This window comes from Chryseobacterium formosum (genome assembly GCF_026460885.1).
Classification (GTDB): Bacteria; Bacteroidota; Bacteroidia; order Flavobacteriales; family Weeksellaceae; genus Chryseobacterium; species Chryseobacterium formosus.
In genome coordinates, this window is the sequence record NZ_JAOVZW010000011.1 from 117,321 (window position 1) to 133,453 (window position 16,133).

Annotated in this window: 18 protein-coding genes; 14 read left to right on the top strand and 4 right to left on the bottom strand. The window is 31.2% G+C overall.

Annotated features, from left to right (window positions below):
* From OF897_RS10215 to OF897_RS10280, 14 genes are all read left to right on the top strand, one after another.
* The gene (locus tag OF897_RS10215; protein ID WP_267265586.1) at positions 1–690 is read left to right on the top strand and encodes a hypothetical protein; all 690 of its coding nucleotides are present in this window, start codon (positions 1–3) and stop codon (positions 688–690) included.
* 58 nt (positions 691–748) lie between these two features.
* Positions 749–1,504, top strand: coding sequence for a DUF6882 domain-containing protein (locus tag OF897_RS10220; protein ID WP_267265587.1), 756 nt, complete (start codon positions 749–751; stop codon positions 1,502–1,504).
* Positions 1,505–1,508: 4 nt separating this feature from the next.
* Positions 1,509–1,934: a hypothetical protein gene (locus OF897_RS10225; protein ID WP_267265588.1), complete on the top strand. Its 426-nt coding sequence runs from the start codon at positions 1,509–1,511 to the stop codon at positions 1,932–1,934.
* A 34-nt stretch (positions 1,935–1,968) separates the two neighbouring features.
* Positions 1,969–2,403 (top strand): lysozyme inhibitor LprI family protein, encoded by a 435-nt coding sequence (locus OF897_RS10230; protein WP_267265589.1) that lies wholly within the window; start codon positions 1,969–1,971, stop codon positions 2,401–2,403.
* 41 nt (positions 2,404–2,444) lie between these two features.
* Complete coding sequence (locus tag OF897_RS10235; protein WP_267265590.1) at positions 2,445–2,849, top strand: hypothetical protein; 405 nt, start codon at positions 2,445–2,447, stop codon at positions 2,847–2,849.
* Positions 2,846–3,157, top strand: coding sequence for a hypothetical protein (locus tag OF897_RS10240; protein WP_267265591.1), 312 nt, complete (start codon positions 2,846–2,848; stop codon positions 3,155–3,157). The genes OF897_RS10235 and OF897_RS10240 overlap by 4 nt, the downstream gene beginning before the upstream one ends.
* An 88-nt stretch (positions 3,158–3,245) precedes the next feature.
* Complete coding sequence (locus OF897_RS10245) at positions 3,246–3,545, top strand: DUF2695 domain-containing protein (RefSeq protein WP_267265592.1); 300 nt, start codon at positions 3,246–3,248, stop codon at positions 3,543–3,545.
* Positions 3,546–3,660: 115 nt separating this feature from the next.
* On the top strand, positions 3,661–4,617 hold the full coding sequence (locus tag OF897_RS10250; RefSeq protein ID WP_267265593.1) for a DUF2157 domain-containing protein: 957 nt from the start codon (positions 3,661–3,663) through the stop codon (positions 4,615–4,617).
* Positions 4,607–5,680 carry a DUF4401 domain-containing protein gene (locus tag OF897_RS10255; protein WP_267265594.1) on the top strand — a complete coding sequence of 358 codons (1,074 nt, stop codon included), beginning with the start codon at positions 4,607–4,609 and terminating at the stop codon, positions 5,678–5,680. The genes OF897_RS10250 and OF897_RS10255 overlap by 11 nt, the downstream gene beginning before the upstream one ends.
* Complete coding sequence (locus tag OF897_RS10260; protein ID WP_267265595.1) at positions 5,667–6,155, top strand: GDYXXLXY domain-containing protein; 489 nt, start codon at positions 5,667–5,669, stop codon at positions 6,153–6,155. Before OF897_RS10255 ends, OF897_RS10260 begins: the two co-directional genes overlap by 14 nt.
* Positions 6,156–6,168: 13 nt before the next feature.
* On the top strand, positions 6,169–6,822 hold the full coding sequence (locus OF897_RS10265) for a tetratricopeptide repeat protein (protein WP_267265596.1): 654 nt from the start codon (positions 6,169–6,171) through the stop codon (positions 6,820–6,822).
* A gap of 44 nt (positions 6,823–6,866) precedes the next feature.
* On the top strand, positions 6,867–7,955 hold the full coding sequence (locus OF897_RS10270) for a TlpA family protein disulfide reductase (RefSeq protein WP_267265597.1): 1,089 nt from the start codon (positions 6,867–6,869) through the stop codon (positions 7,953–7,955).
* Positions 7,956–8,011: 56 nt separating this feature from the next.
* A complete protein-coding gene (locus OF897_RS10275) occupies positions 8,012–8,335 on the top strand; it encodes a hypothetical protein (RefSeq protein WP_267265598.1) in 324 nt (107 codons plus the stop codon).
* Positions 8,336–8,526: 191 nt separating this feature from the next.
* Positions 8,527–8,922 carry a hypothetical protein gene (locus tag OF897_RS10280; RefSeq protein WP_267265599.1) on the top strand — a complete coding sequence of 132 codons (396 nt, stop codon included), beginning with the start codon at positions 8,527–8,529 and terminating at the stop codon, positions 8,920–8,922.
* On the opposite strand, the gene OF897_RS10285 is transcribed toward OF897_RS10280, so the two are convergent.
* The 4 genes from OF897_RS10285 to OF897_RS10300 form a co-directional block, all read right to left on the bottom strand.
* Entirely contained in the window at positions 8,923–10,725 is a 1,803-nt protein-coding gene (locus OF897_RS10285) for a metallophosphoesterase (RefSeq protein WP_267265600.1), read from the bottom strand.
* Between the two features lie 279 nt (positions 10,726–11,004).
* Complete coding sequence (locus OF897_RS10290; protein ID WP_267265601.1) at positions 11,005–12,507, bottom strand: carbon-nitrogen hydrolase family protein; 1,503 nt, start codon at positions 12,505–12,507, stop codon at positions 11,005–11,007.
* Between the two features lie 392 nt (positions 12,508–12,899).
* Positions 12,900–14,606 carry an alkaline phosphatase gene (locus tag OF897_RS10295; protein ID WP_267265602.1) on the bottom strand — a complete coding sequence of 569 codons (1,707 nt, stop codon included), beginning with the start codon at positions 14,604–14,606 and terminating at the stop codon, positions 12,900–12,902.
* Between the two features lie 277 nt (positions 14,607–14,883).
* Positions 14,884–16,011 carry an alkaline phosphatase gene (locus OF897_RS10300; protein ID WP_267265603.1) on the bottom strand — a complete coding sequence of 376 codons (1,128 nt, stop codon included), beginning with the start codon at positions 16,009–16,011 and terminating at the stop codon, positions 14,884–14,886.
* Positions 16,012–16,133 lie beyond the last annotated feature (122 nt).

A 16,133-nucleotide genomic window follows, 5' to 3' on the forward strand; every position in this document is an offset into this window, starting at 1 on the left:
ATGAATAATATAAATATCGAATTACGTTCTAAAATTTTAGAACTTGCTTTGAATCTTGAGAATAACATAAGTCAGCTCATAATTACTTGTTTAGTAATTGAAAATGAAGAGAGAAAAGCTATATCTAATAAGAGTGGTAATTTATCTTTTAAAAATAAGATTGATTTGCTTTTTGACTTAGAAATTTTAAATAAAGAAGAACACAAATTATTTCTTTTATTAATGGAATATAGAAATCAATTTCTTCACAATATTGATTGCAATAGTTTTGAAAAAGCTTTTGAATTTTTAGGAAATGATAAAAAAAATCAACTAATAAAATATTTAGATGTTGAATCACCTGAAAACTATTATTTGGCTTATCTAAATATTTATGGAAAGGGAATTGATATTATTCTTTCGAAACATAAAGATATTCAGGAAAAAATTGAATTTAAAAAAGATTTTGTAAAAAGCCCACTAAATACAATTTCCTTCTTGGTAGATTCTATATTTGATTTATATCTTACACTAACTGAAAATGATTTTGTCCCTAAAGATGATGATTCCCCAGAAACTATCGAACTAAAAAATAAAATATTTGAGACCCTCAATTCTCATAAAGAACAAACATTTTATTCTGAAAAATATCAAGAATTATCAAATTTCGCAAAAACTACAGAAGAGGATATTAAAAAAATATTTAAGTAGTTTCATATTTTTGAAATTCAGTAATTACATCAGATAAAATACTTGTAAAACATTAATAATGAAAAACTACGACGAATTTGCAGAAGCTGAACTTCAAAAATTAATTCCGCTTCAAGAAAAATTTAAACAAGAATATGACCTTGACTCTTTTGCCAATTGGTTTTATGAAAGTGATGCTTCTATACTCAGATTGTACAACGATGACGAAGATGAAATATTTTTCAAATACATTCCGATAGGATCTTATTCGTTAAGTTCTGAAACGTGGATGTGGAGCTGGTTTAATAATTCTTCAGCTGAGTCTAATAAAAGTGAAACGTTAAAAATCAAACAATTTGGTAAGGAACATAACTACAAAAAACTGATAGACGGAACTTTTGCAAGTGACAAATATGATGGTTGGGAATTTTTAGCTACTGGTTTATCGATTCTCGGTGGAATTGGAGTTTATAAAGTTAATTCAGAAAATCTTGAGAATTATTTTTTATTAACCGAAATTATAGAAGATAAAAGTTCCGAAGAAATTAGAAAGATAAAACAGAAAATTGTTGATTGTGAGAATCACGGGCTTGGAAGACCTGCTTTTGTTTGCCAACATTTAAATAGAGAAACTCCGAATGGTTTTAAGGAAGCTTTTGAAACTTCTCTCGGAATGGAACTTGATGAAGATGATGATTTTCAGGCATGGTGCGATGATTGTGAAAAAGTAAGATCAGAAAACAAAGGCTGGAATGATGAAACAATGGAATTTGCAAAAATCAAATTGGTTTGTGAAGAATGTTATTTTGATTTGAAAGAATTTAATCAAAAATAAAACAATGAAAAAAATACTTTTACTCCCAACTCTCTTACTATTCACAATAGGTTTTTCACAAAAAATAGCAGACCGCTACCAATCTTCCCAACCGCAGGATCAGTCTGTACCGCCACCGCCAAGAGTAGCTTTTCCGGCTCAGTTTCCCAATGGAAATAAAACGTTTTTGAAAATGATTCACCAAAACATCAACAAAAATAATTTGAAAAATTTGGGAAGCACTTTGAATACTGAAATCATTTTAAAGATAGACCAACAGGGAAATGTTCTCAATATTTCTACTTATGGAAAAAATGAAATTTTCAACAAAGAAGTAAAAGCCGCCGCCACAAAATCAATTCAAGATGCAAAATGGACTGCCGGAAAAAATAACAAGGGAGAGAAAGTAATTGATATTGTTAAAATACCTTATCGATTTAAGAACCTCTAATTTATTTTAAATTCAAGTCATCATTGTTGCAACCATGTCTAAGAACGTCATGAAAAATACAATTATCCTAATTTTAGTTTTTCTTTCAATTTCTGTTTTTTCTCAGAGCAAAAATCAGCAAGAAAACTTTATAGATGCCGCAGAATCAAAATGTCTTGATAAAAAGGATATTTCTAATGCTGAAATCCGAAACTGCACCATAAAAGCAACCCAATCCTGGGATAACGAACTGAATAAATATTATAATCTTTTAAAAAGTAAACTCCCTAAAGAAACTTTTGAAGCCTTAAAAGAATCTCAAAAACAATGGATGATTTACAGAGATAAAGAATATTTGTTGATTTCTAAATTTTACTTTGAATTGAAACAAGGAACCATGTGGTACACGATTGCAGAAAATAAGAAAAAAGAAATCGTAAAAAGCAGAGCTTTGGAACTGCAAATGTATTTTGAAAATTTAGAATATTAGTTTTCAAATTTATTTAGCAAAAGCTATAAATTCTATATCTCATGAAAAAAGCAGCAATTATAGTTCTCATTATTCTGATTCTTCTGCCCATGTTATTTTATTTGAATCCTTTTACATGGGGAATGCGAAGAGTTCCTCATTACGAGGCTTCAAGAAAAACCAATGGTTTGCTTTATGATTTAAATAAAAAATACAAATATCAAATAGAAATTGGTGACGTAACCGATACACTTTGGTATTTCAGGGATTTAAAACATAAAAAAGTTACAAAACTTGAAAATTTCAAGCTTATTCTAAATACAAAAAATGACTCTCTTCCTGATTTGAAGAATCTCAAAAATTATGTGACTGATTTCAATTCAAATTTTGAACATAAAAAGTATTTTGATTCTTTAAAAGTTGTTGTCAATTACGATTCAATTATCTATAAAACGAAAATGCAATGAGATTAGAAAATATCTATAAATATCAGCTGATCCTGTTAATCTTCATTATTGTTTTTGGAATTCAGCACTATTATTTTCAAAACTTTAATTTTGAATGGGTGTTTTATGAAAAAATATTGAATTCAGTTTTTCTTCTTTCGATTTTCACGGTTCTCTTTTCTTTAATTTTTTTGATTTTCGGGAGCATAAAAACCATCAACAGAAAAAAGACAATCGAAATTGAGAAAACGTATCTGATTACCAATATTATTCTTTACTATTTTGCTGTCTGGATAAGTTTGTATCTTTTAAGTCAGATAAGAGGTTAAAATTATTTTTTAGTTTATGAAAACAAAATCGTTGCTATTTTTAGAAAGACTGATAATAATTTTTGACCTTACAATTTAAATCATCAAAATGCCTGACAAAACCGAAAAAGAAAGACGCAAACAAATTCAAAAAGAATTGCAGAAAAAAGCTCAGATAGAGTTTGAAAAAAGTCTGCCGATTTCCAAAGAATTATTTCAAAATCTATTCGATTTTTTGGATGAAGGATTAGAGAAAAATGGTTGCGATGACGGTTTAAAATTAACGAAACAGTTTTTAGAAGCAAATCAAATTCAAAATATTGATGAAGTTGAAAATTGGTTAAAAGAAAACGGAGGTTTCTGCGATTGCGAAGTGCTTTATAATGTGGAAGAACTTTTTGAAGACTAAATCAAACTTATAAAATTCTTTAGATACAACACTTTTTCGTAGTTTAGTTCAATTGAAAATGAATTAATCGTTTTGTTTTAATAAAAACTCTTTTAATTCTCATAAAAACAATTGAATGAAAAATATCCAACGTGAAGATATCAAACTGATCTGCCGTCACAGCAATATGACTGAGCTGGAAGTTGAGCGGCTTCTGAAAGAAAATGTGTACAACGATAAAGAAATGTGGCAGAAATTTCTGCGCCTTTTTTTTATCACTCTTGGAGTGGGTTTTGCCACCGCCGGAATTATTTTCTTCTTTGCTTACAACTGGGCAGATTTGCACAAATTTGCTAAAATTGGAATGACTGAAGCACTCGTCATTGCCACAACAATCGTTGCTTTACTTCCGAAAATCAATCAAAATACCCGAAATATTATTCTCACAGGAGCTTCATTTTTAGTTGGAGTTTTATTTGCTGTTTTCGGGCAGATTTATCAAACGGGAGCCAATGCATATGACTTCTTTTTGGCATGGACACTTTTTATTGCGTTGTGGGTTGTCATCTCAAATTTTCCTCCGCTGTGGTTGCTTTTTATTGTTTTAATCAACACTACTTTTATTCTTTATACGCAGCAAGTGGCGAAAGACTGGGACGAAATATTCATTGTAACGATCATTTTCTGCATCAATGCGATTGCGCTTATTTCTTCACTATTATTAAAAAATTCAAAGAAAATCTCTACAATTCCTATTTGGTTGAGTCATATTTTAGCTTTGGGATGCGCAGTTATCGCAACTTTTGGAATGATCATCGTGATTTTTGATAATCATGAAACATTTTCATTGCTGTTTACGATTCTTGTTTTAACAACTTATGCACTCGGAATCTGGCATGGCTTAAACTCAAAAAGCGTCTTTTATCTTTCGATTATATCGCTCAGTATTATTTCTATCATAACATCCCTGTTTATTAATTTTTCGAATGATAGCGGAATATTCCTTCTTGTAAGTCTTTTCGTGATTGCAAGCGTTACTGTGGTTATTATGACTCTTATTAATCTTCAAAAAAAATGGAAAAATGAGAACTAAAGAAGACATAAAACAACTCTTGAATACTCTTCAAGATGCAAGTGCTAAAGATTTAAAATTTAACGAAGAAGAAATTTACAAAGATTACGAAAAAGGTAATAATCATCAGTCTTTACCTATAAAAATCTTGTCTATTTTTGGTGGAATTTTGGCAAGTCTTTTCTTCATGGGATTTCTTTTTATTACCGGAATTTACGACTCAGAACTGGGATTATTAGCACTCGGAATTCCCTTGATTATTTTTGGAGCATTCATTACCAAAGTAACCGACAGTATACTTCTAGACACACTTAGTATTTCGGCATATATCATTGGTTTTGTTCTCTTAGGAGTGGGATTATCGCAAATGGAAACACACGTAAATGTAATAAGTCTCATTTTTATTGCAATTGCTGCTTCAACATTATTTATCGTGCGATCTTATCTCATTTCTTTTGTTTCGGTACTGATTGTTTGCGGAGGATTTTTATTTTTAATTATTTCAAATCATACTTTTGATTCAATTCACGTTTATATTTCTCTTTTAGCTATAGTTTTAACTCTTTTATATCTGAAAGAGGCAAAATTAATAACTTACAGTAAGGCATTTTCACAGCTTTATGATTCAGTTCGTATTGCTCTCGTTTTTTCATTTTTAGCAGGATTATTTTTCTTGGGAAGAAATGATATGGGTGAACATTCCATCGAATATATTTGGATTTCGTCTTTGGTTATTGTTGCGGCAATTTTATACGTCATTTCTTACCTTTTTGAAATGCTGAATATCAAAAAGAACGAACAGAAATATGGAATTTACGCTTTATCAGTGTTGATTTTATTACCGACAATATTTTCACCAGCGATTTCGGGAGCGATTTTAATTATTCTGCTGAGTTTTTTGGTCAACTACAAAACCTCTTTAGTTATCGGCGTGGTGGCTTTCATTTACTTTGTTTCACAATATTATTACGACCTTCATTATACTCTGCTTACCAAATCGATCGTCCTTTTTTGTTCGGGCATTTTGTTTCTTGGTCTGTACTTTTTAACCCATAAAAAACTGTCATCTGATGAAAAAATATAAGTGGTTGATTATCGTCATAAATCTCGTTATACTATTAGTTTATTTTAATTTTTCTGTTGCTAAAAAAGAGACGCTTTTAAAAGACGGAAAACTAATTTTACTATCATTGGCTCCTGTAGATCCGCGTTCTTTGATCCAGGGAGATTACATGACTTTGCGGTACCGTATTTCAGAAGATTTAAACGTAGAATCTCTTCCAAAAAGAGGATATTGTGTGGTAAAATTAGATAAAAACGGCGTCGCAGAAAGACAGAGATTTCAGAAAAATACGACTCCTTTAAAAGAGGGAGAATATTTAATAAATTACACCTCATCCGATAACTGGAACGTAAATATCGGGGCGGAATCTTTCTTTTTCCAGGAAGGACAAGGGGAAAAGTATGAGAAAGCAAAATATGGAGCCGTGAAAGTTGATGACAATGGAAATAGCCTATTGGTAGGACTTTACGATGAAAATCTGAAAAATATTAAGTAATCAAAAAAATTTAATGAAAACAAAACTTTCTTCAATACTCTTTCTGATGATTTTCAATTCAGCTTACACTCAAAACTGTCTTGAAAAAATAAACATTTTACCAATGTATGGCGGAGTTAAAAAATGCAAAGAGCAACTTGATAGTGATAAAGAGTTTTTAAAAGAAATGGATAAACTATTTCCTAACCGCCAAAAAGCGATGCAGGAAAGAATAAAATCTGCTTGGAAATATTTTTATGAAAACGACTTAGATACTGCAATGAAACGATTTAATCAAGCTTGGCTTTTAGATCCTAAATCATATGAAATTTATTGGGGTTTTGGAAATATCGTAGCTATGAAAGGAAATCCAAAACAAGCTGTAAAATATTTTGACGATGCGAAAAAATTGATTCCGTCAAATTCAGATTTTTATGTATCAAGTGCTTTGGCATATTCTCAAATGTTTTTGAATGAAAAAAACAGTAGCTTTCTGAAAATCGCAATAAAAGATCTAGAGGCAGGATTAAAGTTAAATCCAAAAAACGGAAAATTATACTCCATGCTTTCAACATCATATTTTTATCTAAACAATATAAAGGAAGCAAAAAAGTATTTAAAAGAAGCTGAAAAACTTGAACCTTCATCGATAAATCCAGAGTTTAAGAAAATTTTAGATAGTAAATAATTAAGCGGGAAAAATATAGTGTATAAATGCCATTTGAAATAAAAATGAAGAAGATTTTAAGTATTGTATTTTTGTTATTTAGCATTTGTCAACTCTGCGCTCAAGTTCCCGACATCGAAAAAGCAAAGCGAAAGTATTTCAAGGCGAATGTAATAAGTTACAAAACAACCGCTTACTATCCCAATCCGGAAACCAACGCGACTTCTGTTTTTAATATTTTATATACAGTTTATAAACCTCAAAACAAGGATTTTGAGTTCTACAGCAAAAATGAAACTTCAGAAGAATTCTACAAAAACAATTCCTATTACCAGGTAAATCACAGCGAAAAAACAATTTACGAATACGAAAATAAAGACAATCAAAACGCTGCAATTTCATCTTCAAGACTTAGACAATTTGGTCCCACAACGTTGCTAAAAAAGAAATGGAGTTATATTGACGACACCCAAATTGACGGGAAAATTCACAGTCATTATTCAAATGTCGAAAGTGTTAATCATTACGAAGGAAAAGAAATAAAAGTGGAGTTTCATATTTACATTTCTGGAAATTTTACAATCTCAAAATTCGAAAGAAAAAGTTTTGTGGATGGCAAACTTGGGCAAACCGTAACTTATGTATTCAGCAATTATATTTTCTTAGATAAAACCACCAATTTCAAAGTTCTTCTTCCAAAAGATTTTGCTTTAAAATATTACGAAAGACAAGATTCTCTGAAGATTTTAACAAAAAACACAGCAGTTCCAAGTTTCAAAGCAATTGATTTTAATGGAAAATCGGTTTCGTTCGATTCAAAAAAAGAAAAGCAAACGCTTTTCCTCTTCTCTTCGACAAACTGTGGTTATTCAAAAATTATTTCAGATTATATTCTGAGCTCGAGTTTTAAATTAAATCCGCAGATTGAACTCATCAATATTTTTGGTTCAGATTCCAAAGCAAATGTCACCAAATATTTTGTCAATAAAGAAATGAATTTCCCGGTTATTCCTGACGTAAAAGATATTGAGCAACAATTTGGTATTAATGGTTATCCAATTCTTTATTTAGTCAATGAAAACGGAATTATTATCGAAACGCTGGATGGTACGGATCAAATTTTACCTTTTTTGAAAAATTTAAGCAAAAAATAAAATTTTAAAAAATCATATTTGAATTTTCACTAAATTGAGATACATTTTTTCAACTCATGAAATTACATCTAACTCTTCTTTTTATTTTTAGTTTTGCTTTATTTTCTGCGCAGAATAAAGAACTTAACCATGAAAAACAAATCATTTCAGATTCTGTTTCGTTAAAAGATAAAGCTATTTTAGAACGAAATATGAAAGATTTAGAAAATATAAAATCAAATTCCAAAGTAAAATCAGAAACTCAAGAATCTGTAGCGAAAGGAATTACTATCGTTCAAGGAATTGACAGAATATTGAATTACAAAGTCAACCGGGTTTGGCGAGAAGATTTATATTGTTTGGTTTGTTTAAAGAATTTTAGATCAGGAAGAATGGCTTAAATTCTGCAACAGTAAGATAAAATGAATAACTATTTTAAATGTACATTTCTCTGCATTCCATTATTCTTTTTTTTACAGAGTTGTTCAAATCATAAACTGAGATAATTGATTTTGAAAACTTTAAAATTGCAATCCCTAAACAATGGAAAAAAATTCAACTTCAAAACATTGATAGTAATGTTGGTGGATTTATGACAGAAAATAATGATACTATTAGTTTCGATTATGGTTCTTATTCAAATTCTTTAGAAGAAGACATCGTTATTTTTGAAAGAAAATTTTTGAAAGAAATCATAAAAGAACATCCTAAAACCGATACTTCACAAATGATTATTGTTTCAGATATGAGCAAAATAAATCAAGAGGATTTTAAAATCAACAAAAAACATTTTGAAAAAATTTCGGGTTATAATGCCAAAATTATAAGCCCAAAGAAACCAGGGAATGGTATTACAGGAATATACATCGATAGTTTAGGAACTTCATCTTTAGGGAAAATTAAATTTAATCTCTATGCAAAAAACCTAAACATTAAAAATCAAAAAGAGCTTTTAATTGCAATTAAAACAATACAATTTAAAAAATAATCACTTCAATTTCACAATTTCTCCTTTCTTAAAATCAATTTTAAAATGATCTGAAGTATCTCCTGAAGACAATTTTTCTAAGATTGTAAAGAAAGTTTTAAGCTGATTTAAAAACTCATCTTTTGTTTCTAAACTATCAAAATTCTTGATTAAAACTTCATATTGCTCAAGCCGTTTTTTAGAAATATCATTTTTTGCCAATTCATCTGCAGATTGAAATTGATAAAGATTTAAAAGTGCATCTTCAAAACTCCATTTGGCAAATTTCTTTCTGATTTTATTAGATAATTTTTGATTTCCTGAACTCAACTCTAACAAATCTTTTCCAGAAAGTTTTAAAGCTTTTTCAATAAAATCTTTTGGCCAATCAGACGGAATAAACCGTAGTCTTACCAATTCTTTCAGATGAAACAAAGTAAAATCCTGGTAGTTTTTTGTTTTTAAAATCTCCTTATTCCAAATTTCTTTTGAATCTTTAGATCTCAAATTTTCAAATTCCTTTTTATACAACGGAAACAATTCATTAAATCCCGGAACATTTTTAATAGAAACAGTTTCCACTTCAAATTCATCCTGCGATTTCACCGTCAGAATTTTATATCCCGGAATATACGCTGCCAAAGACGGAACCTGAATATTGACAAGCATTTTTCCATTTTCAAACTTTTTTATTCCGATATCATTGATGTGCATATGACCTGCAAAATGTAATTGTAGACCGGCTTTTACAAACAATTCTGCAACCTCATCATTCGGAACTCTGTCCATTTGCCACTTGTCATTTCCTAAAAGTTGTTTGATTTCAGAATTGGCATTATCATTAAAATCAAGAATCGGATAATGGGTAAAAGCAATCAGTATTTTATGATGCTTTTTGGCTTCATTTACCACTTTTTCAACCCAGGAAAATAAATGTTTTTTATTCGTTAAAACATTGTTATAACCGATTGACGCGCCGTGAAAATTATTTTCATCATTCGGATTTCCATTGTTATTTTTCGGTATATAAGTATTTCCATCGATTGCCATCATCCAAATTCCTTCAGTAGGTTCGACCACGTAAGAAAGATCAGGAACCGAAAAACCGGCACTCACTTCATACATTCTGTTGGAATATTCTGAATTTTTTAAAGCATTTTTAAAATTAAATTCTTCATAAGAATCTTTACTGAAGGGTGTTTGCCAAAAAATATCTTTTTCAGAAGGTGTAAATCCGAAATTTTTCATGCTGTTTAAAATTTGCAAATATCCCGACATTGCAATATCTTTTGTGACAACAGCTTTTTCACCCTTTTTAATTAAATTTTGGTCACTGACAATTGAAAGTTCACCTCCATTTTCATCCATAAAATCGGATTTCCCGCCCTGTTTCAAAAACGGACCGACTGGATCGTGATTTCCTGTGGTAATGAAAAATCGCATCTGATATTTATTCTGATATTCGTCTAAAATTTTCTTTAAACCACGAAGATTGTAGGCTTGTCCGTCATCCGTATAATCTCCCGGAAGTGCAACAATTTTGATATTTTTTTTCGCAATATCATCCAAAGCTGCTAGAAAAGCGAAATAATTTTCATTAAAAATTCTGGTAGAATGCAGTTGAGAATCCATCGTTCTGAGAATGGTTTTCTTTCCGGTTTTCGTGTTTTCAATTCCTTTAAAATCGGAATCTGAAAACCCTCCATACAAATCCTGAAAGTGTACATCAGCCAAAAAAGCAATTTCCAAAGGTTTTTGCTGACTTTTTAGATTCAATGAAAAGAAAAAAAGAATGAAAAATAAAATAGAAAATGGTTTATTCAAAGCGAAAAATTTAATTTTGAAAGGTAGATTTTTAGTTTAAATTGAATGTAGATTGTATTTTAAGTTTGATTTAAATTTAAAAATATTAAAGCAATTTTTTGCATTGTCATTCTGAACGGAACAAAGTTTAGTGAAGAATCTAAAATAGATTCCTCCTTTCGTCGGAATGACAAATCCAACGAAAGCATCAAAAAAAGCACCTTCATAAAGAAAGTGCTCAATTTTTAGATAAAATAAATCTGTTGAATTTGCAAAATCTGCGAGAGCAAAAATTAAAATCTATTTCAAATAAGTCTCATACAAATCAGTTCGTCTGTCTTTCAGAATCTGAACGGAGCCGTTGTAATGAAGATCTTTTAACAAGTTTAAATCAACATCAACAATTAAAGTCATTTCAGTATTCGGAGTTGCTTCACCTTTTACAGCATTCGACGGAAATGCAAAATCTGAAGGCGTGAAAACCGCAGCCTGACCAAACTGAATATCCATATTATTGACACCCGGTAAATTTCCTACGCAACCAGCAATCGCTACATAACATTCGTTTTCAATCGCTCTTGCTGCTGCGCAATGACGAACTCTCATATAAGCATTTTGGGTATCAGTCAAATAAGGAACGAATAGAATTTTCATCCCTTGATCGGCAAGAATTCTTGGTAATTCCGGAAATTCTACATCGTAGCAAATCACTAAACCAATTTTTCCACAGTCTGTATCAAAAACTTTGATTTCACTACCGCCTTTCATCCCATAATATTTCCTTTCGTTTGGCGTGATATGAATTTTTCTGTATTCATCAATTCTTCCGTCACGATGAAGAAGATAACTGATATTGTACAACTCGTTATTTTCAAAAATAGGCATACTTCCGGAGATTATATTTACATTATAACTAATCGCCAACTCAGAAATTTTGGTTCTAATTTCTTCCGTAATTTTTGCCAGTTCAATCATACTGTCACGCTCCGAAAGATTATTGAAAGGAGCCAATAAAGGTGTATTAAATAATTCCGGAAATAACACAAAATCTGATTTGTAATCACCCATTACATTCACAAAAAATTCCACCTGCTCGTAAAAAGCATGAATATCTTTGAAATGTCTCATTTGCCACTGTACCAAACCTAAACGTACAACACTATCCTGCATTGTATTTGGTTTTTTGCTGTAATAAATATTGTTCCACTGAAGCAAAACGGCATTTTCACGGGAAGCTTCGTCTTCGGGAAGATATTTTTTAAGGATTTTTATCGGTAAAAAATTATTTGAAAGTTGGAAAGAAAGCACCGGATCGTACATTTCTTTATCTCTTACTTTCCGAATATAATCTCTTGCTGAAAGTTCGTGGCTGTATTTATGATAATGAGGAATTCTTCCGCCTAAAATAATTGATTTCAAGTTTAATAATTCACAAAGCTCTTTTCTTGCATCGTACAATCTTCTTCCCAATCGCAATTCACGATATTCCGGATCAACGAAAATTTCGATTCCATACAGTACATTACCTGTTGAAATATGAGTGTTAAAAGTATAATTTCCAGTAATATCGCTGTAGGTATGATCGTCACCAAATTCTTCATAATTTACGATAATTGAAAGTGCAACTGCGGCTATCACTCCGTCTACAGTGATGCAGATTTGTCCGGCTTCGAAAATTTTATTCAGTTTGGCGATGCTCTTTTTTGACCAGACGTATTCTGACATTTGAGGATACGCTCGGCGCATTGTTTCTACCAATTCGTCGTAATCGTCTACTTTCAGGGTACGTGTTTCTATCTGCATAAGTTTATTTTTACTAAAGTTAAGCATTTATTCAACAAACCTTTTGCCGTTTTTCGTTATGAAAAAATTATTTATTGTTATTATTTAAGTTTTGGCTAAAGCCAATTATTTAGATTATTGCTTTAGAGCGGACTAAAGTCCGCCCCCATTGATTGCTTTCATTAAAATATTCCCACAGATTGCACAGATTTTCATTCTTAGTTATTTGTGAATTCGTGGCATAAACTATTTTACAGGAATTTAAATCAGCCTTTATTGAGATAACCACTTTTAGCATTAAAATATTCTCAATCATCTGTGAAAATCTGTGAAATCCGTGGGAAGCTAAAAAAGCAGCCCTTTTCAGAAACTGCTTTGCATCAAATATAAATCTAATAAGTAAAAGTAATTTTCTATTTCAGTTTTACGGCTTTTAAAATTTTGTGAAAAATCTCATTGTTTTCATATACGCCAGTAAAGTTTTCAGAGCCAGAACCGTAAGAAAAAACGGGAATTAAAGTAGCTGAATGATCATCGGTTGTAAAATCACCTTCAATGTTACTCGTTTTCATATCTCCGTGCGGAATGCTGAAACCTCCCGTTTCATGGTCTGCCGTAATTACCACCAATGTTCCGGGATTCTGATCTGCAAATTGGATTGCTTTTGTAATCGCTCTGTCAAAATCTATCCCTTCAGTAACGATGGTTCCAACATTATTGCTGTGACCTCCGCTGTCGATTTGTGCACCTTCAATCATCATAAAAAATGGTTTTTTCTTATTTTTCAGGAAATTAAGTCCATTTTCAACTACATTTGACAAAAGATTATCACGACCTTTTAAAACTTGCGGAACACCATTTTCAGACATAAAATAAACTAATTTATCCGCTTTGTTTATTCCGATTTCTTCCAGTTGATTGACTACTGAAAACTGATGATTCGTAGAAATTTTAGATTTTCCTCCTGAAGCAAAAAAGGTAAGTTTACTTGTTAATAGATCTTCGGCAATTTCCTTTTCCATTCCACGGTCTTTTTGATGGGCATAAAATGCGGAAGGTGTAGCTCCTACAATTTCATCTGTTGTGATAACTCCTGTGTTGAAGCCTTTTTCAGAAAGAATCTCTGTTATGTTTTGTGTTTTTTTACCTTCAGCATCAACTCCTATAAATCTGTTTTTTGTTTTCTTTCCGGTTGCGAAAGCAGTTGCTCCGGCTGCAGAGTCGGTCGTAAAATTATCTGCTGCAGTAGTTTTAATTAAACCAATATTTTTCAATTGCGTTAAAGTTAATTGCCCTTTATTCGCCAAAACCGATGAGGAGATTTGCGAAAGTCCGTTTCCGTCACCGATCAACAGAATAACGTTTTTAACAGGACTTTTTTTCTTCAGATAAGAAAATTTAGGCTGATAAATTTCTGAAAATATATTGTTTTTAAAAGTTCTTTTTTCCAAAGAATTTACATATTCTACACATTCTTTTGGGTGGTCTGTATTAATAAAATCAACGCCGTTGTGTGCGAAAAATTCCCATGAAGTTTTTCCGTCCGGAATTGCCCAGAATCTGAAAGGTTTTCCCAATGATTTAGCTTTTTTGATGACCTCTGTAACTTTTGGCAAATCATCTTCTGTTAAACCACCTTTTCCGTTCCATTTAGAGTATTGTGGAAAACTTAGACTCAATAAAGCCACTTTTTTCCATTGATCTTCTGTTAGATTTTCTAATTTTTGATAATCAAAAGAAATAAAGTCAGGATATGAATTGTAATCTTCCGGTTTGGGCTGATTTCCGGAAATCACAAAACTTATCTTTTTCTGTGCAGTAATTTTAGGGTATTTCTGAATTGATTTTACAATCTGGTTTAAAGTTGTTTTAGCGTCTGTTTTAATATCAATTAGAATCTGCAGAGACTCTTGATTGATCATATTCATTTCTAAAGCCTTTTCGATTGGATTTAAATATAAATTTTCAAACGTTCTTTCCTTAGTAATATCTTTTTGATTGTGTGCGACGAACAGTTTTTTGTTCTCCAAAAAAACATCAGCTTCAATCGAATTTGCACCTGAACCTAACGCATACCAAAACGGAACTTTTTGTTCGTAATCGTTATGAGAGTGTATCATTGGTTTTTGTGAAAAGGCGAGGCTTGCCACTGAAAAAACGATGGCAAAACTTATTTTTTTTATTGTTGAAATCATTCTTGTTGAGATTAAGATTAAAAAATTAAACAGTTGTAAAAAATGATGATTTTTTGACTGTAAGTTGGTTTGTAATCCCTTCGTCGTCGCTCCGTCATCCCTCCGTCGAAGTAAATTTTCTGTTTTGGATTAAAAAAAACTAAACAGTATTTTTTTCTGTTATTGATTAAGAGAGAACCTTGACAAGGTTGTGTAGCAGAATTTATTTTATACTAACACCAGATTTTTTCAAAGCTTCAACCAATTTGTGATAAATAGCATTGTTGGGATAAACTCCAGAAAAAAGTTCTTGGCCTTTTCCCATCGCAAAAACAGGAACCAGAGCCGCTGAATGTTGATTATCGATAAAATTTACCTGAACTTTATTTCCGATTTCTTTTTCCTTTCCTGTTGCCACATCTTTTTCTGAATATTTTCCGATACTTGCGCCACCAGTTTCGTGGTCTGCTGTAACAACTAATAATGTGTTTGGATTTTTCTTGATAAAATCGATAACTACGCCAATGGTTTTATCGAAATCAAGAACTTCTTTGGTCATCATTTCAGCATCTTTTGCGTGACCTCCCCAATCGATGAAAGAGCCTTCAACCATCAGAAAAAATGGTTTTTTATCTTTAGAAAAATAGTCTAAAGCAGTTTGTGTAGCTTCTGGTAAAAAATCACCTCTTCCCTGAACTTTATTCGGTAATTCATCCTGAGCCAATAAGTACAAATTTTTCTTTCTAGAAATTGGTTTTGATAATGAAATCGTGTCAATTCTGTAGTTTTTATTTAATTGTTCTAATAAATTTTTTCCGTCTTTTCTTTTATTGAAGAACTTTAAACCTCCTCCAGCTGCAAAATCAACATTAGACTTTAAAAATTCCAAAGCAATATCTTCATGAAGGTCGCGGTCTTTCACATGAGCATAATAAGAAGCCGGTGTTGCGTGAGTAATTGAAGTAAGACTTACCAAACCAGTTTGATAATCATTTTTCTGAAGCTGTTCTAAAATTGTAGGAATTGCAATGGAATCTTTATCAACTCCGATTGCTCTTTTATAGGTTTTCTTTCCGGTCGATAACGCCGTTGCTCCTGCTGCAGAATCGGTAATCAAATTACTCGTTGAAGATGTTTCTGAAAGACCGACAACTTTAAATTTGGCAAAATTAGGTTCTGAATTTCCAAAATAAAAAGCCGAAGTTACTTGAGAAACTCCCATCCCATCTCCTATCATAAAAATGACATTAAGAGGTTTTTGTTTTTTTTGAGCCGACAATAATGCCGTAAAAAGAAGCAAAGAAAAAGCCGCAACAGTCCTTAAATTAACGTTTTTGTAACTATAATTCATAATCATTGGATTTTTAATAAATTAATAAATACGAAATAAGGGCACAAAATTAGATATTTTAACTACTCGAAATTCTCATTTAAAAACCACAAACCCAATGTTAACAGGGAAATAATTGAGTT